Source organism: Nonomuraea sp. NPDC026600, from assembly GCF_040638335.1.
GTDB lineage: Bacteria > Actinomycetota > Actinomycetes > Streptosporangiales > Streptosporangiaceae > Nonomuraea.
The window spans coordinates 95475-119986 of the sequence record NZ_JBEZYD010000006.1; the positions used below are offsets into that span (position 1 = coordinate 95475).

The 24512-nt window shown below is 69.9% G+C and carries 19 protein-coding genes; 8 read left to right on the forward strand and 11 right to left on the reverse strand.

What is annotated here, in order from left to right:
- Entirely contained in the window at nt 1-111 is a 111-nt protein-coding gene (locus AB0F17_RS16205) for a hypothetical protein (RefSeq protein ID WP_358022713.1), read from the reverse strand.
- The gene (locus AB0F17_RS16210; RefSeq protein ID WP_358022716.1) at nt 108-1448 is read right to left on the reverse strand and encodes an MFS transporter; all 1341 of its coding nucleotides are present in this window, start codon (nt 1446-1448) and stop codon (nt 108-110) included. Before AB0F17_RS16210 ends, AB0F17_RS16205 begins: the two co-directional genes overlap by 4 nt.
- Before the next feature lie 48 nt (nt 1449-1496).
- Here AB0F17_RS16210 and AB0F17_RS16215 point away from each other — a divergent pair, with 48 nt between their 5' ends.
- Nucleotides 1497-2330 (forward strand): alpha/beta hydrolase, encoded by an 834-nt coding sequence (locus AB0F17_RS16215; protein WP_358022719.1) that lies wholly within the window; start codon nt 1497-1499, stop codon nt 2328-2330.
- Here the strand turns inward: AB0F17_RS16215 and AB0F17_RS16220 are convergent.
- Nucleotides 2305-3423, reverse strand: a complete 1119-nt coding sequence (locus AB0F17_RS16220; RefSeq protein WP_358022722.1) for a methyltransferase domain-containing protein — start codon at nt 3421-3423, stop codon at nt 2305-2307. The two genes, AB0F17_RS16215 and AB0F17_RS16220, sit on opposite strands and share 26 nt — an antisense overlap.
- Nucleotides 3424-3663: 240 nt before the next feature.
- Here AB0F17_RS16220 and AB0F17_RS16225 point away from each other — a divergent pair, with 240 nt between their 5' ends.
- Entirely contained in the window at nt 3664-4905 is a 1242-nt protein-coding gene (locus tag AB0F17_RS16225) for a cytochrome P450 (RefSeq protein ID WP_358022725.1), read from the forward strand.
- Between the two features lie 28 nt (nt 4906-4933).
- On the opposite strand, the gene AB0F17_RS16230 is transcribed toward AB0F17_RS16225, so the two are convergent.
- Nucleotides 4934-6811 (reverse strand): hypothetical protein, encoded by a 1878-nt coding sequence (locus AB0F17_RS16230; RefSeq protein ID WP_358022728.1) that lies wholly within the window; start codon nt 6809-6811, stop codon nt 4934-4936.
- A 437-nt stretch (nt 6812-7248) separates the two neighbouring features.
- Here AB0F17_RS16230 and leuS point away from each other — a divergent pair, with 437 nt between their 5' ends.
- Nucleotides 7249-9702 carry a leucine--tRNA ligase gene (gene leuS, locus AB0F17_RS16235; protein ID WP_358022731.1) on the forward strand — a complete coding sequence of 818 codons (2454 nt, stop codon included), beginning with the start codon at nt 7249-7251 and terminating at the stop codon, nt 9700-9702.
- A 62-nt stretch (nt 9703-9764) separates the two neighbouring features.
- Here leuS and AB0F17_RS16240 read toward each other — a convergent pair whose 3' ends face one another.
- On the reverse strand, nt 9765-10184 hold the full coding sequence (locus AB0F17_RS16240) for a hypothetical protein (RefSeq protein WP_358022734.1): 420 nt from the start codon (nt 10182-10184) through the stop codon (nt 9765-9767).
- A 128-nt stretch (nt 10185-10312) separates the two neighbouring features.
- On the opposite strand from AB0F17_RS16240, the gene AB0F17_RS16245 reads away from it, so the two are divergent.
- Nucleotides 10313-13507: a PDZ domain-containing protein gene (locus tag AB0F17_RS16245; RefSeq protein ID WP_358022737.1), complete on the forward strand. Its 3195-nt coding sequence runs from the start codon at nt 10313-10315 to the stop codon at nt 13505-13507.
- 87 nt (nt 13508-13594) lie between these two features.
- Here AB0F17_RS16245 and AB0F17_RS16250 read toward each other — a convergent pair whose 3' ends face one another.
- The 3 genes from AB0F17_RS16250 to AB0F17_RS16260 all read right to left on the reverse strand — a co-directional run bounded on the left by AB0F17_RS16250 (nt 13595) and on the right by AB0F17_RS16260 (nt 17258).
- The gene (locus AB0F17_RS16250; RefSeq protein WP_358022740.1) at nt 13595-14731 is read right to left on the reverse strand and encodes an aminotransferase class I/II-fold pyridoxal phosphate-dependent enzyme; all 1137 of its coding nucleotides are present in this window, start codon (nt 14729-14731) and stop codon (nt 13595-13597) included.
- Nucleotides 14732-14810: 79 nt separating this feature from the next.
- Entirely contained in the window at nt 14811-15584 is a 774-nt protein-coding gene (locus tag AB0F17_RS16255; protein ID WP_358022743.1) for an SDR family oxidoreductase, read from the reverse strand.
- 183 nt (nt 15585-15767) lie between these two features.
- Nucleotides 15768-17258 (reverse strand): FAD-dependent monooxygenase, encoded by a 1491-nt coding sequence (locus AB0F17_RS16260; RefSeq protein WP_358022746.1) that lies wholly within the window; start codon nt 17256-17258, stop codon nt 15768-15770.
- A gap of 47 nt (nt 17259-17305) precedes the next feature.
- Between AB0F17_RS16260 and AB0F17_RS16265 the strand changes: the two genes are divergently transcribed.
- Both AB0F17_RS16265 and AB0F17_RS16270 read left to right on the forward strand, forming a co-directional pair.
- Entirely contained in the window at nt 17306-17830 is a 525-nt protein-coding gene (locus AB0F17_RS16265) for a PadR family transcriptional regulator (RefSeq protein WP_358022749.1), read from the forward strand.
- A gap of 174 nt (nt 17831-18004) precedes the next feature.
- The gene (locus AB0F17_RS16270) at nt 18005-18832 is read left to right on the forward strand and encodes an alpha/beta fold hydrolase (protein WP_358022752.1); all 828 of its coding nucleotides are present in this window, start codon (nt 18005-18007) and stop codon (nt 18830-18832) included.
- Here the strand turns inward: AB0F17_RS16270 and AB0F17_RS16275 are convergent.
- A complete protein-coding gene (locus tag AB0F17_RS16275; RefSeq protein WP_358023850.1) occupies nt 18829-19995 on the reverse strand; it encodes a helix-turn-helix transcriptional regulator in 1167 nt (388 codons plus the stop codon). The genes AB0F17_RS16270 and AB0F17_RS16275 overlap by 4 nt on opposite strands.
- A 601-nt stretch (nt 19996-20596) precedes the next feature.
- On the opposite strand from AB0F17_RS16275, the gene AB0F17_RS16280 reads away from it, so the two are divergent.
- Together AB0F17_RS16280 and AB0F17_RS16285 are read left to right on the forward strand one after the other, a co-directional pair.
- Nucleotides 20597-21553, forward strand: a complete 957-nt coding sequence (locus AB0F17_RS16280) for a radical SAM/SPASM domain-containing protein (RefSeq protein ID WP_358022755.1) — start codon at nt 20597-20599, stop codon at nt 21551-21553.
- Nucleotides 21554-21585: 32 nt separating this feature from the next.
- Nucleotides 21586-22725, forward strand: coding sequence for a methyltransferase domain-containing protein (locus AB0F17_RS16285; RefSeq protein WP_358022757.1), 1140 nt, complete (start codon nt 21586-21588; stop codon nt 22723-22725).
- A 200-nt stretch (nt 22726-22925) separates the two neighbouring features.
- Here the strand turns inward: AB0F17_RS16285 and lexA are convergent, their stop codons facing one another.
- Nucleotides 22926-23633 (reverse strand): transcriptional repressor LexA, encoded by a 708-nt coding sequence (gene lexA / locus AB0F17_RS16290; protein WP_358022760.1) that lies wholly within the window; start codon nt 23631-23633, stop codon nt 22926-22928.
- A 28-nt stretch (nt 23634-23661) separates the two neighbouring features.
- Nucleotides 23662-23916 (reverse strand): hypothetical protein, encoded by a 255-nt coding sequence (locus AB0F17_RS16295; protein ID WP_214635600.1) that lies wholly within the window; start codon nt 23914-23916, stop codon nt 23662-23664.
- Between the last annotated feature and the right edge of the window lie 596 nt (nt 23917-24512).

Here is a 24512-nt window from a genome sequence, read left to right on the forward strand (position 1 = left end):
TTACGGCTTGTCGCCTGAAGTACACCTTCTGAGCGCCTCGGCGAGCCCTTCCTCGCCGCGCCAGGCCACGAACCCGTCCGGTCGTACGAGCAGCGTCCCCCTGGACTTCACCGATCAGTTCGAGTTCGGGCTGCGCTGTCTGCTCCAGGGGGTCGAGGAGACCGGCTGACCCGCGAGCCGGCCAGAGCCACCGGCAGCAGCGCGCCGGCCAGGGCCAGCCCGGCCGCCACGAGCAGCATCGTGCCGACCCCCGAGCTGTACGGCGCCGCCAGCACGGCCACGCCGACGGCGGTGCCGACCTGTTTGAGCGTGTTGACGATGCCCGTGGCCATGCCGACCCGGTCCATGGGCGCGGTGAGGCCGACCTGGTTGGCCACCACGTTCCCGGCGCCCAGGCCGAGACCGCCGAGGAACAGCCCGAACATGATCGGTGTCCACCGGTCCGCGGCCGGTATCGCCATCACGAGCAGCGCGCCCGCGATCAGCGCCGGGCCGGTCCCGATGAGCACGCCCATCGGCCAGCGGTGCAGTACCCGGCCGATCGCCACCGGCCCGATGACGGCCGCCACGCTGAAGGCCAGGAACCGCACCCCCGCCTCGACGGGCGTCGCCTCGAGCGGCCCCTGGACGTACAACGTGAGATAGGTGAACGCGCCGAGCAGCGCGGCCAGCATGAGCAGTGTCGTGCCCGACCCGACCGCGAACACCCGGTTCCTGAAGAGCCCGAGGTCGACCATCGGGTTACGCAGCCGCAGCTCCACGAGCACGAACGCGGCCAGCAGCACCAGCCCCGCCACCAGCAGCCACGGCAGGTCGTGGATGAGCGCCGGGATGATCGCGAACAGCGCCGCGCTGATCAGCACGATGCCCAGCGGATCGAGATGGCCCGCGCCCCGCGACTCCTCGACCCGCTGCCGTAACGCGACCAGCACGAACACGCCGATGGGCAGGTTGATGAGGAAGATGGCCCGCCAGCCGAAGCTCGCCGTCAGCGCGCCGCCCACCACCGGGCCCAGCGTCATCGCCAGCCCCGACACCGCGCTGAAGATGCCGAGCGCCTTGCCGCGTTCCGGGCCCTCCGGATAGACCGAGGCGATCAGCGGCGTCGTCGTGCCGTAGAGGGCCGACGCGCCCAGTCCCTGTACGCCCCTGGCCAGGTCGAGCAGCGGCGCGCTCGGGGCCAGGGCGCACGCCAGGGAGGCCAGGGTGAAGATGGTCACGCCGATCGCCAGCAGCCTGCGCCGGCCGTACCGGTCCGCCAGGACTCCGGCCGGTAGCAGGACGGCGGCCAGCGTGAGCGCGTAGGCGTCGACCACCCACTGCACCTCGGGCAGGCTCGCCCCCAGATCGGAGCGGATGGCGGGCAGGGCGATCGTCACAGCCGTCAGGTCGACGACCACGAGCACGATCGTGAGAGAAGCGAGCGCTAACACCCAACTTCGTCGCATAAGTGAAGTGGTACGCCAACCGGGAGCCGAATGCTAGGTTTCGCAGTCATGGAGATCAGAACTGTCCACGCCAACGGGGTGGAGTTCGCGTATCTGACCGTAGGGGAGGGGCCTCTGGCCCTGTGCCTGCACGGCTTCCCCGACACAGCCCACACCTGGCGCCACCTCCTGCCGGCGCTGGCCGAGCGTGGCTACCGCGCGGTCGCGCCGTTCATGCGCGGTTACGCGCCGACCGAGATCCCCGCCGACGGCGCCTACGAGGGCGGCGCGCTCGTCGCCGACGTCCGGGCCCTGCACGAGGAGCTCGGCGGTGACTCCGCCGCGGTGCTCGTCGGCCACGACTGGGGCGCGTTCCCCGTCTACACGACCGCCGACCGCTTCCGTAAGTCCGTGGCCATGGCCGTGCCGCCGGCGGCCGCCCTGGGAGCCGGGTTCCTGGAGTACGAGCAGCTCAAGCGCTCGTTCTACGTCTTCCTCTTCCAGACCGGCCTGGCCGAGACGGCCGCCGCCGCCCCCGGCTTCCTGGAGGGGCTCTGGCGTGACTGGTCGCCCGGCTACGACGCCCAGCAGGACCTGGAGTTCGTCCGCCAGAGCATCGGCGAACCGGCGAACCTGGCCGCGGCCATCGGCTACTACCGGGCGATGCTCGGCACCACCCCGCCCACCGGACGCTACCCGGCACCGGAGCCCGCGACCACCGGGCCGATCCTCTACCTGCACGGGACGCGGGACGGCTGCCTCGCGGCCGACCTGGTCAAGGACGCGCAGAGCCACCTGCCCGACGGGTCGCGGACCGAGCTGGTGGCCGGCGCGGGCCACTTCCTGCATCTCGAACAGCCCGCGGAGGTCAACCGGCTCATCCTCGACTGGCTGACCTCCTGAGGACCGCGATGACCGGATGGCGCCCTGAAAGGGTGAGGTGAACCATCCTGTCCACCCTGAACCCGGGCGGCTGCCAGGGCTCCGGAAGGAGTGCCACGACGATGCCGCCGACGGCCAGGACGCGGTGGATCTCGCGCCACAGGCGGGCGGGGTCGCGGCTGAGGCGGCCGGTCGGGGCCACCTGACGGTCCCAGGGCGGGTTCACCAGGACCCGGTCCACGCTGCCACCCGTCAGGGGAATCCGTTCCGCGTCGGCCACCCCCCAGGCGATGCCGCGCGCCACGTTCCGGGCGGCCAAGCCGAGCGCCGCGTCTCGGACGGCGATGCCGCGCCCCGCGTCTCGGGCGGCGTTGGCGGCGGCGATGTGGACGGCGTGCGGGTCGAGGCCGAGCAGGCGGGTGTGCGGTGCGAGCGCGCGTGCCTCGATGAGCGTCGTACCGGCTCCGCAGCAGGGGTCGAGCACCGTGGCGGCGCGGTCGAGCCGCGCCAGCCCGGCCATGGCGGCGGCCACCGGTGGATGCAGCGTGCCCGGGATCGACTCCGTCTTGTACGACCTGCGGTGCAGCGGCCTTGAGGGCACGCGCAGCGCGATGACCGCCTGCTCGCCCTCCACAGTGACCCGCCAGGCCGTCGAGCCCTCGGGCGGCACCCGGCCGTCGCGGCGCGAGTGGTAGGGCAGGCCCGTCGGCCGGGCGAGCTCGGCCCCGACGGCGTCCTCGATGTCGAACCGGCTGTAGTTCCGCCGTCCGACGAACGACGCCGACACCTCCACCCCGCAGTCCCGCACGCCGTACGGACTCCCGGTGATCTGCTGGGCGCGTTTCGTCAGGATCTCGGTGTCGATCTCGCGAGCGGCCCGCGCCAGGCGTGCCAGCGCCTCCTTGTCGCGCCCGACCCCCTCCACGACGGCCGCCACCAGCAGCACGTCGTCGGCCATCCGCAGCTCCAGCAGCTCAGGCCCCGGATCGGCCGGCTCGAACCACACCTCACGGTGGCGCATCCCGCGCACCACCCCGAGCCCGGCACGTCGGATCTCCGCGGCCACCAGGGGCTCGATGCCACGCACCGCCCTGGCCACGGCAAACGTATGCACGTGTCCTTCTCCCACGTCGCGACCCGGGACGGCGGCCGGCCGTCCCGCATCACCGGCAGTGGGTCATCCGCGACCCGCCGGCGGGTCGCTAACGCAGGAAGAAGAAGAACGTCATGAGCCCACGCTATCGATCAGCTGTCTGCCGAGGCGACTGATTTTCCGTGCACGCCCGCCCGCGTAGACGTACGGTGTACTTCGATCACGTTGACGCGTATAAGCCGCTATCCGAATGATGGTGTTATGGACGTGCTTGACTTCGACCTGTCGGACCGTGAGTTCTGGGCCAAGCCGATGGCGGAGCGGAGGGAGGCCTTCAAGCGGCTGCGGGCGCGAGATACGCCGGCCTTCTTCGCCGAGCCCGTGGTCGACTTCGCCCCGCCGGGCCCCGGCTACTACGCGCTGGTCAAGCATGCCGACATCCTGGAGGCCAGCCGCAATCCGGAGGTCTTCTCCTCGGGCAGCGGCGGTGCCACGAACATCATCGACATGCCCGGCGAGTTCGCCGAGTACTTCGGCTCGATGATCAACATGGACGACCCCCGGCACGCCCGCCTCCGCCGGATCGTCTCCCGGGCCTTCACCCCCAAGATGATCAAGCAGTTCGAGGCGGACGTGGACACCGCGGCGGCCAAGATCGTGGACGACCTGCTGGTCACGGGTCCGGGCTGCGACTTCGTCGCCGAGGTCGCCGCCCGTCTGCCCCTGAAGATCATCTGCGACATGATGGGCATCGCCGAGCGCGACTACCAGTTCGTCTACGACCGCTCGAACCTCATCCTGGGCGGCTTCGATCCCGAATACACCGGCGGCGACGTCAGCCAGGTGGTCCCGCGCCTGCTCAACGCCGGCGCGGAACTCCAGCAACTCGTCCAGGACCTGGCCTCCTACCGCGCCGACCACCCCACGAACGACCTCACGTCCTCCCTCGTCAACGCCAACATCGACGGCGAACGGCTGACGTTGCAGGAGCTCGGGTCGTTCTTCATCCTGCTGGTGGTGGCGGGCAACGAGACCACCCGCAACGCCATCTCGTACGGCCTGCGCCTGCTCACCAACAACCCCGGCCAGCGCGCGCTCTGGCTGGAGGAGATCGACGGCCGGGCGCCGGGGGCCGTGGAGGAGATCGTCCGGCTCGGGTCGCCGGTGAACTTCATGCGCCGCAAGGTGACCAGGGACTTCGAGATGAACGGCCACCTGTACCGGGAGGGGGAGAAGGTGGTGATGTTCTACTGGTCGGCCAACCGCGACGAGTCCGTCTTCGAGGACCCCGAGCGGTTCGACATCACCCGCTCGCCCAACCCGCACGTGGGATTCGGCGGGCCGGGGCCGCACTTCTGCCTGGGGGCGCACCTGGCCCGGCGGGAGATCACGGTGATGTACCGCGAGCTGCTCCGCCGGGTGCCGAACATCGAGGCGGGCAAGCCGGACCGCCTGTACTCCAGCTTCATCAACGGCATCAAGCGCCTGGAGTGCACCTTCTAGGAGCGTCCCGGCCCCCGGGACCCGGGGGTCAGGACGTGGGGGTGACCTTGAGCTGCTTGATGATCGTGTTGATGTCAGGCAGGAGCTGCTTGCTGGTCGACGGGATCGACATGTAGACGATCGCCGGTACGTCCTTGCCCGTGTTGATCGCGGCCGTGACGATGGTGGCCTTCTCGGTGCCCGAGGTGAGGGCGTAGGCGATGACGCGGCCCGAGGACTGGCCGATCTTGAGCGGCTGCTGGGCGATCTTGCGGACCTTGTTGTCCGCGGGGAAGAAGCGCTTGCGGGCGTTCAGCACCACCTGCTTGATCACCGGCTCCAGGTCGTCCTCGCTGGTGAACGAGGACGCCAGCTTGGCCGGCAGCGGACCCGTGAGGATCTGGGCGGAGGTGTTGGTGCCCGTCACGACGTACTGGCGGGTGTCGAAGCCGTACGTGGTCTTGACGGTGGTGCGCTGGTCCTGCTGCCAGGTGCCGCCGAGGCGCGGGACCGTGATGCCGGCCGTGGGGTTGGCGACCGTGCCCAGCACCGGAGCGGCCTTGCCGGACCACCGCGGCAGGCGGGGAATCGAGCTGGTCGTCTTGGTGGGGGCGGAGCTGGGCGACGAACTGGACTTGGCGCTGGCGGCCGCGCTGCTGCTCGCGGTCGGCTTGTCGCCGGCCAGGGGGCCGGCGAGGAACGCCCAGAGGACGGCGCCGACCAGGGCGATGGCCACCGAGCCCGCCAGGGCGTAGATCCAGATGGGCTTGCCGGGGTTGTCCAGCGACTCCGGTTCGCCCATCGCCTGGAAGTTGTCGCCGAAGACGTTGTCCCAGAGCTCCTGCTGGCGCTCGGGCGGCGGGGTGCGGGAGCCGCTGATCTGGCCGGCCGTCACGAACCTGTGGTCCGGGTCGGACGGGTCGCGGCTCAGGTTGCCGCCCGGCCTGCCGTGCTCGGCCTGGTGGTGCTCGCCGCCCGGAGCCTGAGGCGGCGCCTGGCCCGGAGCTTGACCTGGAGCCTGAGGCGGCGCCTGGCCCGGCGCCTGACCGTACGCGACCAGGCGGTCGTCCGGGGCGGGCGCGGAACGCGGCACCGCACGCTCGTCCAGGGGAGTGCCACCACGCCGGCTGTCCAGCGGAGTGACGTTACCCCGAGGGCCGTCCAGCGGAGTGACGTTGCCCCGGGGGCCGTCCAGCGGGGAGCCGGAGCGGGGCGCGCCACGGTCGTCGAAGCCGGGCTGCGGCCCACCGCGGTCGTTGAAGCCGGGCTGCGGTCCTCCACGGTGGTCGAAGTCGGGCCGGGGTGCTCCCCGGTCGTCGAAGCCGGGGCGCGGCCCACCGCGGTTGTCGAAGTCGCCGCGTGGCGCCCCCCGGTCGTCCTGGGGCGGGTACGCGCGCTCGCCGAGAGGATTCGGGAACTGGTGGTACGCCGTGGGCTGGTTGTCCGGAGAGCCCTGGCCATAGGAGGCCGTGCGCTCCAGCGGGTCACCGGGACGCGGCTGGGGCCGGGAGTCGGGATGGCCGAGGTTCGACCAGGCGTTTGACGCAGGCGGAGCCTCGGACCAGGCGGCATCCGGCCGGGACTGCTGCGGCCCCGGCGGCGGGGAGCCCTGCCGCGAGGGGTCGGGCCAAGCGGGCGCCGACTGCGAGGGGTCGGGCCAGGAAGGCGCCGACTGCTCGGGGTTGGGCCAAGCGGGCGCCGACTGTGACGGGTCGGGCCACGACGGTGCGGATTGCGCGGGGTCGGGCCACGAAGGCTGCGACTGTGCCGGGTCCGGCCATGGTGACTGACCGGCGCCGCTCCGTGAGGAGTCGGGCCATGACGAGTCCTGCCGAGGCGCCTCGGGCCAGGATGTCGGCACCTCCGGCTGTGGCGCCTCGGGCCAGGACGGTGGCAGATGGGGTGCTCCGGAATTCTCCGTTGCCATTGCTGCCGTACCTCCCGAGGTTATGTCCGGATTTGACGCATCCGGCATGATCTCACGCGAGACCAGGGGTTTCGCAGTAAAACGCGCGAAGCCGTGCGGATCCGTCGGTGGGTCCTGCATGGGCAGGCCACCTTCTGGATGTTCTGGCTCAACTAGGTACACCACGGCGACGACAGTATTCTAATGGGACATTAGAGGTCACAACGGATAGATCACCATCGGGTCTCACCAGACCAGAAGAGTCCATTGTGCCCACTGGGCCGGATCGATGGCCCTCATTCAGCCGAAGAGGTGCGCTAGGCTTGACCTATGCGTTCCGCGACCCTGCTTCTTAGCGGGCCGCGACGGCTCTAACAGCTCGCCGTCGCGGCTGCCCCTCGTTGTGCGCACGAGGGGTTTTCTTATGGGTCCGACACAATCCAAAAGGGACAACCGCCGTGAGTGAGTACAACCCGCAGGCGCTGCAGGCCAAGTGGCAGCAGCGATGGGAGGAGCAGGACCCGTTCCGGGCCAGCGAGGACGCCACCGACACGCGTGAGCGGCGCTACATGCTGGACATGTTCCCCTACCCTTCGGGTGACCTCCACATGGGCCACGCCGAGGTGTTCGCGCTCGCCGACGTGATCGCGCGCTTCTGGTTCCAGCAGGGCTACAACGTCCTGCACCCCATCGGCTGGGACTCCTTCGGCCTGCCGGCCGAGAACGCCGCCATCAAGCGGAACGCGCACCCCGCCGAATGGACTTACGCCAACATCGAGACGCAGGCCCACTCGTTCAAGCGCTACGGCATCTCCTTCGACTGGTCGCGCCGCCTGCACACCAGCGACCCCGACTACTACCACTGGAACCAGTGGCTGTTCATCCGCTTCTTCGAGCGCGGCCTGGCCTACCGCAAGGGCGGCCTGGTCAACTGGTGCCCCAACGACCAGACCGTGCTGGCCAACGAGCAGGTCGTGGCGGGCAAGTGCGAGCGCTGCGGCGCCGACGTGATCCGCCGTGAGCTGACCCAGTGGTACTTCAAGATCACTGACTACGCGCAGCGGCTGCTGGACGACATGGAGCAGCTGAAAGGCTGGCCGGAGCGCCTGCTGACCATGCAGCGCAACTGGATCGGCCGGTCCGAGGGTGCCGACGTGCTGTTCGAGATCGAGGGCCGCGAAGAGCCGGTCCACGTCTACACCACGCGGCCCGACACGCTGTTCGGCGCGACGTTCTTCGTGGTGGCCGTCGACGCGCCGCTGGCCGACGAGATCGTCACGGACGAGCAGCGCGCGGCGTTCGAGGCGTACCGGACCGAGTCGGCCAAGCTGAGCGACATCGAGCGGCTGTCCACCGACAAGGAGAAGAGCGGCGTCTTCCTGGGCCGCTACGCGATCAACCCGGTCAACGGCGAGCGCATCCAGGTCTGGGCGGCCGACTACGTGCTGTCCGACTACGGCCACGGCGCCATCATGGCCGTGCCCGCCCACGACCAGCGCGACCTGGACTTCGCGCTGAAGTTCGGGCTGCCGGTGAAGGTCGTCGTGCACACCGGCCTGGCCGACCCGGGCGAGACCGGCGAGGCCACGCCGGGCGAGGGCAAGCTGGTCAACTCCGGCCCGCTGGACGGGCTGACCAAGACCGAAGCCATCTCCAAGATCATCGAAGTGCTGGAGGTCGACGGCAGGGGCACGGGCGCGATCAACTTCCGGCTGCGCGACTGGCTGCTGTCCCGGCAGCGCTACTGGGGCACGCCGATCCCGATCATCCACTGCGCCGACTGCGGCGAGGTGCCCGTACCCGACGACCAGCTGCCGCTCACGCTGCCCGACCTGCGTGGCGAGGCCCTGGCGCCGAAGGGCGTGTCCCCGCTGGCCAGCGCCACCGACTGGGTCAACGTCGAGTGCCCCAAGTGCGGCGGTCCCGCCCAGCGTGACACCGACACGATGGACACCTTCGTCGACTCGTCCTGGTATTACCTGCGCTACACCTCGCCCGGCTACACCGAGGGCCCGTTCGACGTCGAGCAGGTCCGCAAGTGGGGCCCGATCGACCACTACGTCGGCGGCATCGAGCACGCGGTGCTGCACCTGCTCTACTCGCGGTTCTTCACCAAGGTGCTGCACGACATGGGCATGCTCGACTTCACCGAGCCGTTCCTGCGCATGCTGAACCAGGGCCAGGTGATCAACGGCGGCAAGGCCATGTCGAAGTCCCTGGGCAACGGCGTGGACCTGGGCAAGCAGATCGACGACTTCGGAGTCGACGCGGTCCGCCTGACCATGGTGTTCGCCGGGCCGCCCGAGGAGGACATCGACTGGGCCGACATGTCGCCGGCCGCGTCACAGAAGTTCCTGGCCCGCGCCTTCCGCGTGATGACCGAGGTGGCCAGTGAGCCCGGCGTGCCGTTCGAGGGCGGCGACGTCGAGCTGCGCAAGGTCACGCACCACACGATCGACGAGGTCACCAAGCTGGTCGAGTCCCAGCGCTTCAACGTCGCGATCGCGCGCATGATGGAGCTGACCTCGGCGGCTCGCAAGGCCATCGACTCGGGTCCCGGCGCCGCCGACCCCGCGGTCCGCGAGGCGGCCGAGACGCTGGCCGTCATGCTGTCGCTGGTGGCTCCGTACACCGCCGAGGAGGGCTGGGAGCGCCTGGGCCACAAGGGTGGCGCCGGCGTCGGCCGGGCCGGTTGGCCCACTGCCGACCCCGCGCTGCTGGTGCAGGAGTCGGTGACCGCCGTCGTCCAGGTGGCCGGCAAGGTGCGCGACCGCCTGGAGGTGTCGCCCGGCATCTCGGAGTCCGACCTGAGGGCGCTGGCCCTGGATTCGGAGAAGGTCCGCTCCTACCTGACGGGCGAGCCGCGCAAGGTGATCGTACGGGCGCCGAAACTGGTCAACATCGTCCCCTGACGAGCCGGACTCGGCGGTGACGCAACGCGGGCGCGGCCGCTCCTTGGCCGCCTCCGCGGACGTTACCGTTGGGCCAGCTCATCCAGCACCAGGCCCAGCCCGATGCCCAGCAGCCAGATGTCCTTGGCGATGCCGATCCCCTGCCGCGACGGGCGCAGACTGCCCTCTTCGCGCAGCCCCGGCATCTTGAGGTAGAAGCCGAGCAGCCCGCCGGCGAACGCGGTGAGCGCCGCCCCCGCGACCAGCGACGGCACCATCGGGATCAGCAGCGCCGCCCCCACGGCGATCTCCGCCTTCGAGAACAGCCCCACGAACGTCTCCGGGTCGTGCTCGCCCAGGAACGGGAAGGCCGTGGCCGCCATGCCGTGCACGCCGGTCGCGGTCTCCCGATCGGCTTTGGCCTTGGACAGCCCGGAGTTCAGGATGTACGCCCCGGCGGCCAAACGAGGCGGCCACTGGTAGGCGCGGGCGAAGATCTCCATGATTCCTCCCGAAACCGAAGTCGCGTTCGGGTCTTGCCCCTTAGCATCCATCACACGCGCCCGGCGACCTGCCTTGACCAAGACTTCAAGGGCCGCCTTCACGGCCGGACGCGCACTAGTGTGCTGCTGTGACAACTGGCGCATACCTGAGATATCCACATCTGCACGGTGACCTGGTCACCTTCGTCGCCGACGACGATGTCTGGCTGGCACCCGTCGCGGGCGGACGGGCATGGCGGTTCACCGCCGACCGCACGCCCGTGTCGTTCCCCAGGTTCTCGCCCGACGGCGCCCGCATCGCGTGGACCAGCCATCGTGAGGGACAGCCCGAAGTGTTCGCCGCCGAACTCGACGGGGCCGAGGGCGAGCGGCTGACCCACTGGGGCAGCTCGACGACCGGCGCGCGCGGGTGGACCGCCGCCGGGGATGTGCTCGCGATCAGCGCGGCGGGCGAGGGCGGGCGCACCAGGACCTGGGCGTACGCGGTGCCGCTCGACGGGGGCCAGGCGGTGCGCCTGCCGTACGGGTGGGTGAGCGAGGCCGCCGTCAGCGGGGACCGGGTCGCGACCGTCTCCTCGATCTGGCGCGAGCCGTCACAGTGGAAGCGCTACCGGGGCGGTACGGCGGGCAAGCTCTGGGTCGACGCCGACGGGAGCGGTGAGTTCGCCCGGCTGTTCGCCGACAGTGACGCGCAGTACTGGTCGGCCATGTGGGTGGGCGACCGCGTCGCCTTCCTGGCCGACGTCGACGGCACCGGCAACGTGTACTCGGCCCTGCCCGACGGGTCCGGGCTGCGCAAGCACACCGGGCACGACGAGTTCTACGCCCGCCACGCCTCGACCGACGGGGAGCGGGTGGTCTACAGCCAGGCCGGCGACCTGTGGCTGCTGGACGGCCTCGACGCCGAGCCGTACAAGCTGGAGGTCAAACTCGGCGGGCCGCGCCCGGCTCGCGCGCGGCGACCGGCGCCGGCCCGGGTCGGCGGGTTCTCGCCGGACGAGACCGGCCGGGCGAGCGCGGTCGAGATCCGCGGCACCGCCCACTGGGTGACCCACCGCGACGGGCCCGCGGGCGCGTTGCGGGTCGAGCCCGGGGTCCGGGTACGGCTGCCGCGCGTGCTCGACGCCGACGGCCGGGCGGTCTGGGTGTCGGACGCCACCGGCGAGGACGGCCTGGAGATCGGCACGCCCGGCGGCGAGCTCCGCACCCTGGCGGCGGGAGAGCTGGGCCGGGTGCTCCAACTGGCCGCCTCGCCGGACGGCAAGCACGCGGCCGCGGCCACGCACGACGGGCGGCTGCTGGTCATCGACCTCGAGTCCGGAAATGTCCGGGAATTGGATCGCACGACGCAGGGCGACGTCAGCGGGCTGACGTTCTCGCCAGATTCGTCCTGGCTGGCCTGGGTGCACCCGCACGACGAACGGCTGTCGCAGATCAGGATGGGCCGCCTCGACGGGACCTCCGTGATCGACGTGACGCCGCTGCGGTTCGCCGACTACGACCCGGTGTTCACCAGGGACGGCAAGCATCTGGCGTTCCTGTCGGTGCGGACGTTCGACCCGATCTACGACGCGCACGTGTTCGACCTGTCGTTCCCGGCCGGCTGCCGTCCGTACATCGTGCCCTTGCAGGCGACGACGCCCTCACCGTTCGACCCGAGCCTGCAGGGGCGCGGGTTCAACGGCGAGGACGACAAGCCCGCCTCGGCCTCGGCCTCGGAGGAGAAGAAGGGCTCGGAGGAGAAGAAGGGCTCGGAGAAGAAGGACGCCGAGCCGCCGCGCACCGAGGTGGACGCTGAGGGGCTGGCCTCGCGGGTGGTGCCCGTGCCCGTCCCCGCGGCGAACTACCGCAACCTGCGCACCGCCAAGGACGCCCTGCTCTGGCTGCGCCACCCCGTCGCCGGGCAACTCGGCGACGGCACCGATTCGGCGGCCGAGACCGTCCTCGAACGCTACGACCTCAAGAAGCGCGCCAAGTCCGAGCTCGGTAAGGAAACGCGCGCCTTCGAGGTGAGCGGCGACGGCACCAGGCTCGTCCTCAACGGCAAGAACGGCCTGCAGACCCGTGCCAGCGGCGAGGGCGACGAGGTCGTCACCATCGACCTCGACCGGATCACGGTCCAGATCGACCCGATCGCCGAGTGGCGTCAGGGCTACGCCGAGGCCGGGCGGCTCATGCGCGACCACTTCTGGCGCGCGGACATGAACGGCGTCGACTGGCAGGGCGCGCTCGACCGCTACGCGCCGCTGGTCGAACGGATCGGCGCCTACTCCGAGCTCATCGACCTGCTCTGGGAGGTACAGGGCGAGCTGGGCACCTCACACGCCTACGCCCGCGCCAGCGGCGGATCCTACGACCCGCGCCGCCGCCAGGGCCTCCTCGGCGCCGACATCACCCGCGACCCGGAAGGCGTCTGGCGCGTCGAGCGGATCCTGCCCGGCGAGTCGTCCGACCACGACGCGCGTTCGCCCCTGCTCGCGCCGGGCGTCGCCGTGCGCGCGGGCGACGCGATCGTGGCGGTGGGCGGCCGGCCCGTCGACCCCGTACGCGGCCCGCTGGCCGCCCTGTCCGGCACGGCCGGCCAGCCCATCGAGCTGACCGTACGACCGGCGTCGGGCGGCGAGACGCGCCGGGTGGTGGTCACCCCGATCTCGGACGAGACGCAACTGCGCTACCACGACTGGGTGGAGGGCCGCCGGGCCTACGTCAGGGAGGCGTCGAACGGGCGGCTCGGCTACCTGCACGTACCCGACATGGTGGCCTCCGGGTGGGCGCAGTTCCACCGTGACCTGCGTACGGAGATGGCCCGCGAGGGGCTGGTCGTGGACGTACGCGAGAACGGCGGCGGGCACACCTCCGAGCTCGTCCTGGAGAAGCTGTCCCGCCGGGTCTCCGGCTGGGCGCACGCGCGCGGCTACGAGCCGATGCGCTACCCGGAGGACTCGCCGCGCGGCCCGATCGTGGCCGTCACCGACGAGTTCGCGGGCTCGGACGGCGACATCGTCAGCGCGGGCATCAAGAACCTGGGGATCGGTCCGCTGGTGGGCACCCGGACGTGGGGCGGCGTGATCGGTATCGACTCGCGGTATTCGCTGGTGGACGGGACCGTGGTGACCCAGCCCCGCTACTCGTTCTGGCTGGCGGGTCAGGGCTGGGGCGTGGAGAACTACGGCGTCGACCCTGACATCGAGGTGATCATTACGCCGCAGGACCGGGTGGCCGGCCGCGATCCGCAGCTGGAGAAGGCGGTCGAACTCGCGCTCGCCGCCCTGGCCGAGAACCCCGCGGCCATACCTCCCGACCTGCCGCCCCTCCCGGCCTGATCAGCACGTCGTGGTGGGTCCCGCGGGACCCACCGTGATCAAGGGAGACGTCGCCGCGGCCGTCAGCTTCGGCGCCATCGTCCTGGACTACCGCCCCGCGGCCTGACGTCCGGTGGTCTCCGCGTGTGCGATGCGGTCGAGGATCTCGGTCAGGATGGGCTCGGTGGTGGCGAAGTTCAGCCGTACGGAGTGCGCGCCGCCGGGCCCGAACGTGGCGCCGTCGCTCAGCATGACCTTGGCGTCGCGTTCGAGCAGCTCCTGTACGCCTGGGCGGCCGTAGTCGAGCCAGGCCAGGTAGGTGGCCTCCGGGATGCGGTACCCGACTCCCTCGGGCAGGCGGTCGGCGATCGTCCTGCGGTTCCTGTCGAGCAGGGCACGGGTCTCCTGAAGCCAGGCGTCACCGTGCCGCCAGGCCGCCACCGTCGCCTCCACGCCGAACAGGTTGGCCGATCCGTACAAGAAGGGCGGCTGCGCGTCGAGCACCTTACGCAGCTCGGGCGAGCCGATGTGGGCGACCGAGCAGCGGATGCCGCCGAGGTTGAACGCCTTGGTCGCGGAGGTGAGCGTGACGGTCCGCTCGGGCAGGATGGTGGCGAACGGGATGTGCTGGTGCGGGGCATAGGTGAGGTCGGCGTGGATCTCGTCGGAGATGACCAGTAAGTCGTGGCGTTCGGCATGCTCGGCCAGCTCGGTCAGCTCCTCTCGGGTGAAGACCCGGCCTGTGGGGTTGTGCGGGTTGACCAGCAGCAGCACCTTGCACCCGGACAGATCAGGCACCTCGCACCGCCACGAATCCCCGTCGGCGCTCAACTGCAGAGGACGCAGCGGCCGATCCATGCTCTCCAGCGTGCCGAGGAAGGGCGGATAGGCCGGAGTGTGCACGGCCACACCGTCGCCCGGGCGGGTCCATACGTGGAGGAACACCTGGAGTGCCTGGTTGAGGTCGTTATAACTGCGCACGTACTCGGGATCCGGCTGCCAGCCGTAGCGGCTCTCCATCCGCTCGACGAACGCCTCCGCCAGGGGGCCGCAGCGGGGGCTGTCGAGCCAGACGGGGTAGCCGAGGTCCCCGCGGGCCCGGCGCTGGACGGCGTCGATGACCTCTGGGGCGGTGGTCAGGTCCATGTCGGCTATCCAGGCGGGGATGACGCCGGGGGCGGCTTTGGCCCACTTGAATCCGTCGTGTGTTGCCTTGAGGTCTTCTGCCCGTTTTATGTCGGTCACGCGGTCATTCTAGAAACCCTCTCTGGTTCTGCCAGCCCATCCCACCGCTCGCCGAAGCCGGAAGGCGAGCCCCCGACGGTCAGGCGCGAGGAACGATCGGGCCGAGGTAGGTGCCGCCCGAGACGTCGATGGTCTGGCCGGTCACCCACCGGCCTTGCGGGCCCGCCAGGAAGCCGATGACGTCGGCGACGTCCTCGGGCTCGCCGAGCCGGCCGAGCGCGGTGATGGCCTCCAGCCCGGCGACCACTTCGGGGATGGAGGTGTAGCCCGCGGTCAGGTCGGTCCGCACCGCGCCGGGCGCGACCGTGTTCACCGTGATGCCCCGCCCGCCGAGCTCGTTGGCCAGCGACGGAGCCATCGACTCCAGCGCCGCCTTGCTGATCGTGTAGCCGATCTGCGTGGAGACAGCGAACCGGCTGGCCGTCGAGCCCATGTTGATGATGCGGCCGCCGTCGTTCAGCAGCGGCAGCGCGCGCTGGATCACGAAGAACGGTGTGGCGACGTTGATCGCGAGCAGCCTGCCGAACTCCTCCGGGGTGACCTGCGAGATCGGATTGCCCGAGCCGATGCCCGCGTTGTTGACCAGGATGTCCAGCCCGCGTCCCGCCAGCCCCGCGGTCAAGCCCTCGAACAGCCGGTCCACCGCACCCTCGTCACCGAACCGGGCCGGCACGGCGAACGCCCGGCCGCCTGCCTCCTCGATCCGCGTCACAGTCTCCTTGGCCGCGCCCTCGTCGCCGCCGTAGTGGACGGCGACCAGCGCGCCCTCGGCGGCCAGCCGCAGCGCCACCGCCCGGCCGATGCCACGCGAACCGCCCGTCACCAACGCCGTCTTGCCTGCCAGAACGCTCATCTCTGCTCCCCGCTCAGTGGCCGGGCCCTCGGTGGACCCGGCGATGGCTCAACAGTGATGGCGGTGGCTCACCGTAGGCTCACCGACCGCTCACCGGCTGAGGAGTTCGCCAGTGTTCCCCGGTCGGTTTCAACAGCGGCCGGGGGCCGATCGGGCCCGGAACGTCGGTGATCCAGAGACTGGTCAGAACTGCTTGAGGTAGCCCGGCAGCACGTCCGGAGTGTCGGCCATGAGCCCGATGTAGCCGTCGGGGCGGATCAGCACGGTCGTGCCCGTGCGCCCGCCGTACATGCGGTGCAGGTGCCCGGTCGTGTCGACCAGTCCGGCCCGGCCCGGGTGGACGACGGTGTGGGCGCGGACCCGGGGATCGGCGAGGCCGGGGGCGACGCCGAAGGTCAGGGCGGTGAAGTGCGGGCCGCGGAGCAACTCGGACAGGCGGTGTTCGCGCCCATCGAGCATGACGGGGGCGTCGGGGGCCACGTCTCCGGCCCGGATCCGGCTGCGGCGGCCGGTGAGGTGCCGGGTCAGCGGGCCGGTGCGGTAGACGGGATGGTCGTTGCGAGTACGGCGCTGCTGGCGAGCCATGACGGACTTCAGGATCAGCCGCACCAGCGGGCGAACGACGCGCGGCGGGACCACGCCCTTCATCCGGCGGTCGCTGTCGGCCAGGATCTCCCGGGCGACCGGCAGCCGCTCGGCCTCGTAGGTGTCCAGCAGCTCGGCTCTGGCCGCGCCCTGGATGACCAGGGCGAGCTTCCAGCCGAGGTTGTAGGCGTCCTGGATGCCGGTGTTCATGCCGTGGCCGCCGAAGGGGCTGTGCACATGGGCGGCGTCTCCGGCCAGCAGTACCCGGCCCACCCGGTAGCGTTCGACCATCCGCAGGTTGTAGCGCCAGGTCGACAGCCAGGCCGGGTCGGACGCCTGGAGGTCGGCACGGCCGGTCCTGGTCGTGAGCGCGTGGCGGACGGTGTCGAGGTCGCCCTCATCGCCGGGCTCCAGCGAGGTGACGACCTGCCAGGTGTCGGCATGGGGGATGGGCCGGGCGGCCAGCATGTGGCCGTCGGCGGTCACCCATAGGTGGGTGCCGTCGGCGCGGTCCAAGCCCTCGATGCGCAAGTCGGCGATGAGCGCGCGCATGTCCTCGGTCGTGGAGCCGGAGAACGGCAGGCCGAGAGTGTGCCGGACCAGGCTGCGACCACCGTCGGCGGCGACCAGGTAGCGCGCCCGGACACGCTCGCCGTCCTCCAGCGTCGCGGTCACGCCCGCGTCGTCGGCGTCGAATGCGGTCAGCCGCCGCCCGAACTCCACCTTGCCGCCGAGCTCGGCGAGCCGGTCGCGCAGGATCGACTCCGTGCGCCACTGAGGCAGCGCCACGGTGTTCGGGTACGGGCGCGAGGGGTCGGCGGAGGCGGGCGGCAGGCGCAGGTCGAAGAGGTGGTCGGCGCCGAGGTGGAAGCGGAGCCAGCCACGGGTGTCGCCCGCCGCCAGGATGCGGTCGGCGACGCCGAGATCGTCCAGCGCCTCCAGGGTGCGCGGCTTGAGGGTGAAGCCGCGTGAGCCGGCCGCGGGCGTCGCGGCTTGCTCGATGATGCGGCAGTCGACCCCTCTGCGGGTCAGGTCACAGGCGAGGGTCAGGCCGGTCGGTCCCGCACCCACGATCAGCACGTCCATCATGACGCCAACATTAGGACCTATCCATCTGTATGTGTCAAGATAGGAATATGTCACTGCGTTACGCCTTGCTCGGCTTGCTGGAGGACGGGCCCGCCAGCGGCTACGCCCTCAACGTCCGCTTCGAGCGCTCGTTGCAGCGCTACACCTGGACGGCACGGCAGAGCCACATCTACCCCGAACTCAAGCGCCTGGCGGAGGAGGGCCTCATCGCCATCGTCGAGGAAGGGGCCCGCGGCAGCCGTACCTATGCGATCACCGACGCGGGCCGCGAGGAGTTGCGCGCCTGGCTGCTGTCACCGCCCAAGCCGCGCGCCGTCCGCGACGAGCACGGCCTGCGCATGTGCCTGCTGTCCGCCCTGGATCCGCCGGAGGCGAGCAACCTCGTGCGGGGCCATCTGGAGACGGCCGAGCAGATGGTGGCCGAGCTCAAAGCCATCGTCGAGGCCGCCGACGCCGGTGAGCACCCGCGCGGCGGCCTGCGCTTCGGCCGGCTCGCGCTGCAGTACGGGATCTTCCAGTACGAGGCGCAACGCGAGTGGGCCCGATGGGCTCTGGAGCAGTTGGAGAGCTGAGGACCTTGTGCTCGGGAGATCGTACGTCGCGAACAGCGCAGTCCCCACCCAAACGCTGTTTGGCTGGTTGAACTGCTGCCCGATGGGCGGCGGCGTCCGAGCCAAGAGTCGCCGGCCCGGCCCGCCCCTCATGAGCGCTCTCAGACGACCAATGCCGTCCCTATGCTGCTGTAGGTGACTTCAGCCGAGCAAGAAATCACCTTCCGCACCCTTGACGGCCTCCACCTTGCCGGAACGCTCGTCACACCAGCCGAACCACATGATCACGCCGTAGTCCTGGTGCACGGCGGCGGGGTGACGCGCGAGGAGGGTGGGTTCTTCACCCGGCTGGCCCTCGGGCTGAGCGATTTCGGCTTGGCGTCCCTGCGCTTCGATCTGCGTGGCCACGGGGAGAGCGAGGGCCGACAAGAAGAACTAACGCTCTCGGCCATCCTCAACGACATCCGCGTCGCGCTGTGGCATGCCACTGACGCGACCGGTGCGGCAAACCTCAGCCTGCTCGGTACGAGCTTCACCGGCGGGATCACGGCCTACTACGCCGCCAAGTGCCCGGACGAGATCTTCCGCCTGGTGCTGTTCAACCCCCGGTTGAACTACAAAGAGCGCACGATCGACAGCCGTCGTTCCTGGCAGAACGACTATCTAACGGACGAGGCAGCAACGCAGCTCCATACCCAGGGCTACCTCTTCCACTCACCAACCCTCAGGCACGGACGGGCTATCTACAACGAGGTGTTCTGGCTGCGTACCCACGAAGTGCTTGGCGAGGTGGCTGCGCCGACGCTCATCGTGCACGGCTCCAAGGACACCTTCGTGCCCGTGGAAGCGTCCAGGGCAGCAGTACCGCAGTTCCGGGCGCCGTGCCGACTGGTCGAGATCGAGGGTGCCCAGCACGGCTTCGCCGTACACGATGACCCGCATTATCTCCACCCGCAGAGCCAAGAGTGGCAAGCCTTTGTGATCCGGACGGTGGCCGAGTGGCTGACACAGGAGAACCGCTAAGCACGTAACGCCTCGCCCAGTTCCCTCGGCCCAGGCCGTGCGGCCCACGGCCCGAGGGCACGAACGAGGCGCCCCAGCTCACGCTTAGTACGCAGGGAACTGGTGGCGTTGGCAAGCCGCACCGACAGCATGCCAACAGTAGCGGCTTCATCGGGCTGACCAGCTAGAGCCAGAGCGAAGGCTCGGCGAGCCAAAAAGTATCCCTGGTCCCGGCGAGACAGCGACTTGCCCTGCAACACCTCCTGGTACAGCCCAGCCGCCCGCGCCGGTTGTCCGGCCTCGATGTAGCAGCTGGCGGTTCGCAGAGTCAGGTCGGCACGGCTGTACTTACTGCTCAGTTGCGTCCCGCTGTCGTCGCGACCGCTCTCGAACTCGTCGAGCCACTGGAGGGCCTTGCCGAGCGCCCGCTCCACCCTGTCCATTGGTTCACCGACCATGGCATAGCCGCGGGCTTGCTGCTGCGCGACCTCGACTCTGACCTGTGCCGGCAACTGCCAGCGTTCAAGACCAGCGGCTTCAGCCAAGGTAAGCACCTTCAGCGCATCGCGCCGGTCATAGGCGAGTTGGGATTTGCGCAGCAACACGTAGCCCTGCATCGGGCCGTCGTCCGTTTCTTGCGCCCATTCGATTGCCCGGTCGTACCAGTACGTTGCCGTGGACAAATCCCCAAGATCACGGTACAGCCAGCCGACGAACTCCGCAGCCTCCGCTCCCACGGCCAGCAGTCGCCGCCGGATCTGAGGCCGTACTTCGCGGACGGAGTGCTGCACGGCCGCGAGCACGGCATGCACCCTGGGCAGAGCCACAGACGGACCGAGAGCGCCATCATCTGCCTTGCCCGCTTCGAGCTGAACGCGCAGTTCCTTCACCACATCCCCATCCAGGAAACGGCGAGGATCAGCCAGGATCGCCTCGACGGGTGGTAGCGCGTCCATACTCGCTGTCGGCCACACAACAGCACGTTGTCTGCGGTCGGCCAGGGCGACGAGTTCGCCATTCGCCCCGAGCGCCTTATCAAGAGCCATCGCGACAGGCATGCTCGGGAAGCGTCGTCCGCTTTCGAGATCGGCGATATGGCTCTTGCTGCAGTGGGCCAGGCTGGCCAGCTCCCGGAGGGACATGCCGGCACGTAGGCGTCGAAGCGCCTCACCGAACGTTTCCATACCCACGCGGCGCTCCCGTCATGTCCGCACGGTGGCGTCCGCAATTCTGCGGACATCCCTGCGGACAGTCTGCCCCTAGACCATTACTGGCGGTGACGACAACGCTACTACTGCGGGCTGCATCTACCAGCGCCCCAAAAGGCGGCCCCGGCCCCGGCGCGCGAACACCGGGGGGACCCGGGGCCTTGATCAGGAATCGAGGTCCTGACCCATGAGAGAGCGTAGAGCCGCTACGCGCCGATCACACAGTGATCGCCCCGATATGGCCACCAGCGAAACCGAGGTCTTGAGCACCGAGTCGGCCAAGCTGATGGCCGCGCAGTTGCAGGAGTCGTGGGCTGGCCGCCGGCCTCTTCCAACTCCTGGAGGCATCCAGGTGATTAGACGAGACGTGGTCCAGTCCGCGACCTACATCCTCGCCCCTCATGGGCCTACAACGCCCCCAGCGCGCTGCGCAAAGGTCACGTCGATGAACGCCATCTACTACGCCGTCCACAACATGGAGAAGCGGAAGGAGCGCACCCCGCTGACGAGACCACCCCCTCTGATGCCACTCACCCCTCGGAGCCAGAGAAGATCCGTCTCACGAAAGAGCATCACCATGACAGCTGAACCAGCCATCTCGACGCGCACCATCGCCGTACCTGACCTGGAGCCCGTGTGGTTCCTGGAGATGGAGCTCACCTTCGCCTGCCAACTCAGGTGCGGGCACTGCTACAACAAGTCGAGCTCCGCAGGGTCGCACGGCAGCATGACTCGCTACGACTGGGAGCAGGTGATCGCCGCCGCGCCGGCCGCCGGCATCCGGCGCGTCCAGCTCATCGGCGGCGAGCCCACCATGCACCCCGACTTCCTGCCGCTGGCCGAGTACGCTCTCCGCGCCGGCCTGGAGTTGCAGGTGTTCTCCAACCTGTACCACGTCACCCCCGCGCTGTGGGAGCTGTACGCCAAGCCTCGCGTCACGCTGGCGACCAGCTACTACAGCGACGTGGCGGAGCTGCACGACAGGGTCACCCGCCAGCCCAGGTCCCACACGCGTACCCGGGCGGCGATCGTCAAGGCTTTGGAATGTGGCATCCCGCTCAAGGTCGCGATCGTCGAGACATTCGAGGGCCAGCGCGCCTACGAGGCGCACGCCGAGATGATGGCCCTCGGCGTCCCGAACCTCGCCCCGGTCGATCGGATGCGCGGCATCGGCCGAGCCATCGAGGGGACGGGCATGGAGGCGACCTGCGCCGAACTGTGCGGCCAGTGCGGCAACGGCCGCGCCGCCGTCAATCCGGACGGGGACGTCACCATGTGCGTCATGTCGCGGTTCCTGCCCCCGGCCGGGAACGTGCGCGACACTCCGCTCGGTGAGATCCTCAACGGCCCGGCCTGGAACGCTCTGCTCTCGCTGGTGCCCCGACTCGGCGACGAACCGCCCTGCGCGCCGATATCGGAGTGCCCGCCGGCGAACGACGGCAACGACTGCCCACCCGCCTCCACGGAGTGCGAGGGCAACGCGCTGCTCTTGCCCATCTCCGCCGTCAACCTCCGCAAGGCAGGAAACCAGTGAGCGACCCGAACCCAGCGAGTGAATACTTGCTCATGGACTCCTGGAAGGACCACGCCCGCCAGCTCGCCGCCGCGGTGGCCCCGCCCGGGTCGCGGTGGCGCGCCCTGGTCGCCAACACCCAACGTCACCCGTTCGTGCCCCGTTGGTGGGCGAAGACGCCCGAGGGCTGGAAACTGCGCATCGGCGACGGCGACCACGATCGGTGGCTGGCCGCCGCATACCGCGACTGGACCCTCGTCACCCGAGTGGGCGACGTCCACGCCGACCACGCCAAGCCCGACGCTCTCCTGCAAGGGTCCCCGACGTCGTCGAGCACGCTGCCCGGCTTGCTCGTGCAGATGTTCCGGCACGCCTCGATCGACAACCGGTCCACCGTCCTGGACGTGGGCACCGGCACCGGCTACGGCACGGCTCTCCTGTGCGCTCGGCTCGGCCACCCGAGGGTAACAGCGATCGACGTGGACCCGTATCTCACCGCGGCCGCCGAGAAGCGGCTGGACGAGATCGGCTACCGGCCGCAACTCCTCACCGCGGACGCCACGGCGGGCCCGCTGCCTGGGGAGTGGGCCCGGATCATCGCCACCGTGGCGGTCAAACCGATCCCGCACTGCTGGCTGGCCGCGTTGAAGCCGGGCGGTCGGCTGGTGACCACGATCACCGGCACGAGCCTGATCATCACCGCCGACAAGCAGGAGGACGGAGGCGCAGCCGGCAGGGTCGAGTGGGACCGTGCCGGGTTCATGCGCACCCGGCACGGCAACGACTATCCGGCCCGTAACCGGGACTCCCTCGAGCACGCCCGCACCGAGGAGGGTGAGCAGGTCGAATCCAGCCCCTTCCCGGTGATGGACGTGGTCAACGCGTGGGACGTCAGCACGATGCTGGCACTCATCGCGCCCGGCATCGAGCACCGCTTCATCACCTACGACGACAGCAGCGACCGCGTCGCGCTCATGGCCCATGAGGATGGGTCGTGGGCCCGTGCCGAGGAGCGAGACGGCAAGGTGACCGTCCATCAGGGCGGGAAGCGCCGCCTTTACGGCTTCCTGGACCAGGTGCGCGATCATTGGCTGACCTACGGGGAACTGCCGATCCGCGGCGCGCAGGCGGCCATCAGCCCCGAGGGGGTGATCACGCTCAAGCGCGGCCGGTGGACCGCCACCATCCGATAGACCCTTCCCCGACTGCGGGACAAGCCCCCGTGAGGCCCGCAGCCAGGCCGGATGGCTGATGGCCGTACTCCTCAAGAGGACACATGAATAGGGCATGGCGGGAGTGTTGCTCTCCTGCCATGCCCACGGGACGTGCGTACGTTGCTGACGGCGTATGGCAGGCCCGTCACCCTGCCGTACGCCTGAAATGTCCGCAGGTGCTAGAGGCGGCGGAGGACCGCCACGACCTTGCCCAGGACGCTGGCCTCGTCGCCGGGGATCGGGTCGTAGTTGGAGTTGTGCGGCACCAGCCAGACGTGGCCGTCCTTGCGCTTGAACGTCTTCACCGTGGCCTCGCCATCGATCATGGCCGCCACGATGTCACCGCTCTCCGCGACCGGCTGCTGGCGAACGACGACCCAGTCGCCGTCGGCGATGGCGGCCTCGATCATCGAGTCACCCGCGACCTGCAGGAGGAAGAGGGTGCCTTCACCCACCAACTGCTTGGGCAGGGCGAAGACGTCTTCGACGCTCTCCTCGGCGAGGATCGGACCACCGGCGGCGATCCGGCCGACCAGCGGCACGTAGGCGGCCGTGGGCCTGTTGACCGGAGCATCGGACTCGGCGGCGTCGGGGTCGACCCACAGCACGGGCTCGCCGGGCAGGCGCACCTCGAGCGCGCGCGGCCGGTGAGGGTCGCGTCTCAGGTAGCCCTTGCGTTGCAACGCCGTCAACTGGTGCGACACGCTGGACGTGCTGGTCAGTTGGACGGCCTCGCCGATTTCGCGCATGGACGGCGGGTATCCGCGCTGTTGGACCGAGTCGCGAATCACCTCGAGGATCTTGCGTTGCCTGGGCGTCAGGCCCAGGGAGTCACGCCGACGCACCGCGAGGTCACTGACCCCGTTGGCGTCATCCCGATCGCTCATGATCTGCCTCCTCGCCCGGCGGCCCGCCTCACCGGCGAATCTCCCGGTCCGTGGTCTTCGTGTCGCACACAGCGACCGTATCGCTGTTGAAGATCATCTTCAAACAATTGTTCGAGTCTTCCTCGAAATTGTTGGCAGCGTGGTGTACAACATCGTACGGGAGTTCGATCGACACCGTGTTCGATTTGCCGATCTTTATTGGGTCTTTTTTTCGGGCCGGGACGGCGGGGAGGTCAAACATGCGAGCGACCACCATCACAGATGCCACCAGCGAAGACGTCAAGCGCCTCACCCTTCTGGCGGACGCCACCCGGCGACCGGCGCCCGGGGCCGGAAACGCGGGTGAAGGCCGGGGAGGCGGCGGTCGGGGAGGCGATTCCGCTGACCGGCCGGGGTTCGAACGTACGAACGTCAATGACCGCTCCAGCGATCGGGAGCCGGGGCCTGCCGGTCTTCGGCCCCCGGGCCGGGGATCCGCAGGTGCGGGGCTGTCAGGTCCGGGGCTCACTGGTTCGGGGTCCGCAGGTCCAGGGCTCACTGGTTCGGGGTCCGCAGGTCTGGGGTCCGCAAGTCTGAGAGCCGCAGGTACAGCGGGTGAAGGCCGGCTCGGGGGCGAGGGCGGCGCCCGTTCCGGAATCGGGGATGGCGGGCGTCTTCGGGAGGGTGGAGACGGAGGCCGTCCCGGCAGAGAGGGCGGGGGGCGCCCTGAACGTGGGGGAGGAGGCCATCCCGGATACGGCAGCGGAGGCCGTCCCAGGGGAGGCGGCGCGCGCGCCGGGGGCGGATCGGCCGGCGGCGGGCCTGTCCGCCGTCGGGCTGCGGCGCAGGGAAGGCCGCTTTTGTGGCTCGTGCCCCCGCCGCGCCCTGACGCCGACGACA